Origin of the sequence: Jatrophihabitans lederbergiae, assembly GCF_031845305.1 — a bacterium.
GTDB classification, from domain to species: Bacteria; Actinomycetota; Actinomycetes; order Mycobacteriales; family Jatrophihabitantaceae; genus Jatrophihabitans_A; species Jatrophihabitans_A lederbergiae.
Genome location: NZ_JAVREH010000154.1, coordinates 1 through 1,540, shown reverse-complemented (window position 1 = coordinate 1,540; position 1,540 = coordinate 1). Strand labels below are relative to the sequence as shown.

Annotated in this window: 3 protein-coding genes; 1 reads left to right on the top strand and 2 read right to left on the bottom strand. The window is 64.4% G+C overall.

Annotated features, from left to right (window positions below):
* Nucleotides 1-41: 41 nt before the first annotated feature.
* Nucleotides 42-302 carry a Txe/YoeB family addiction module toxin gene (locus tag RM423_RS24675; RefSeq protein ID WP_311425684.1) on the bottom strand — a complete coding sequence of 87 codons (261 nt, stop codon included), beginning with the start codon at nt 300-302 and terminating at the stop codon, nt 42-44.
* A complete protein-coding gene (locus RM423_RS24670; protein ID WP_311425683.1) occupies nt 299-550 on the bottom strand; it encodes a type II toxin-antitoxin system Phd/YefM family antitoxin in 252 nt (83 codons plus the stop codon). The genes RM423_RS24675 and RM423_RS24670 overlap by 4 nt, the downstream gene beginning before the upstream one ends.
* 194 nt (nt 551-744) lie before the next feature.
* On the opposite strand from RM423_RS24670, the gene RM423_RS24665 reads away from it, so the two are divergent.
* Nucleotides 745-1,533 carry a methyltransferase domain-containing protein gene (locus tag RM423_RS24665; protein WP_311425682.1) on the top strand — a complete coding sequence of 263 codons (789 nt, stop codon included), beginning with the start codon at nt 745-747 and terminating at the stop codon, nt 1,531-1,533.
* The last annotated feature ends 7 nt before the right edge of the window (nt 1,534-1,540 follow it).

Sequence of the window (1,540 nt, the reverse complement as noted above, 5' to 3'; positions counted from 1 at the left end):
GGATCCCTCTGCGGGCGTCCCGGGGTTGCCCGAACCTGACGTCAGTAGTGGTCCCGGGCTTGCAGGACGACGACGTGGTCATCGGTGACGTAGTAGACGAGGCGGTTGGCTTCGTCGATCCTGCGTGACCATGCGCCCGTCAGGATGTGCTTGAGCGGTTCCGGTTTGCCGATGCCGGTGAACGGGTCGCGGAGCACGTCGGCGATGAGTTGGTTGATGCGCTTGAGTGTCTTGCGGTCCTGGGTCTGCCAGTAGACGTAGTCCTCCCACCCGTTCGGGTCGAAGGCGAGCGTCCGGGTCACGCGTCCAGGAGATCGTGCTGTTCGAACTCGCCGCGCCGCGCGCGCTCGATCGCCTCGAGCAGTCGTTCGGCGTTTGCGGGAGTCCGCAAAAGGTAGGCGGTCTCGGTCATCGCGTCGTAGTCGTCCTTCGACATGATGACCGCGTTACCGTGCCGGGATACGACCTCGACCGCGGTGTGGTCGTCGTTGACTTGCTGGATGAGCCCGAACAGGCTCTTGCGCGCATCAGTTGCAGTAATCGCAGTCATAATCATCTCTCCCTACGAGTGGTACTGCATAGTGTACCACTCGTCCGCGTTGATGCGTCCATGGAACCCGGGCACAGCAAAGCGCAGCCACCAAGCCTCTGCCCGGACACGATCCCGTTACGGGTACGGCCTCGTCGTACCCGCCGAGAGACGTCGAAACAGGCGACTCGGGCCGTGACTGCCAAGATGACGCTATGGGCGAGTTTTCAGCAGGAGAGGACACCTGGACCGAGCGACTGGGGAACCTTCGCAACACGGTCCGGCAGGAGTTGATCGGTCGCCACCTCGATGATCACGTTCAGGACGGGGCTTCGGCGCTGGACATCGGGTGCGGGCAGGGCACCCAGGCAATCCGGCTGGCCCGCCGAGGGTGCAGCGTCACCGGAGTCGATCCTTCAGAGCAACTGCTCGCGCGGTGCGCGGCCGACGTCGATGTTGCCGGTGTCGCCGTGGATCTGCGTCGGGGCCACCTTGAGGATCTCGACGCCGTACTGGGTGACCGCACGTTCGAGGTGGTCTGTGCCCATGGGGTATTGATGTACCTCGATGATCCGATGCTCGCGTTGGATCGGCTGAGTGATCGGGTCGCTCCGGGTGGTTTGTTGTCCGTGACGTTCCGCAACGGTGATGCTTTGGCGTTCCGGCCTGGGATGAGAGGTGAATGGCAGGCTGCCGTGGAGGCCATGGATGCCACGACGTACGTCAACGAACTCGGTGTGCGAGCCCGGGCCGACCGGCTCGACGATGTCACTGAACGTCTGGCGCGTCGCGGGATGAGCATCGAGGCCTGGTACGGCGTGCGGGTATTCACCGATGCCGCGCCGGGTGAAGAGCGTGCGGGGAGCGGGCCGGACCTGCAGTGGTTGCTGCGAGCAGAGCAGCAAGCCTGCGCCCGAGACCCCTACAGGCGACTCGCCTCCCAGCTCCACGTGCTGGCACGGCAACCGGACCATGCCCAACTGCACAAGCCAACTGCTCGGTAGAGGATCG

Excerpts from the sequence above, each read along its gene's own strand:
- RM423_RS24670 (WP_311425683.1), bottom strand. The coding sequence starts at position 550 with ATGACTGCGATTACTGCAACTGATGCGCGCAAGAGCCTGTTCGGGCTC.
- RM423_RS24665 (WP_311425682.1), top strand. The coding sequence starts at position 745 with ATGGGCGAGTTTTCAGCAGGAGAGGACACCTGGACCGAGCGACTGGGG.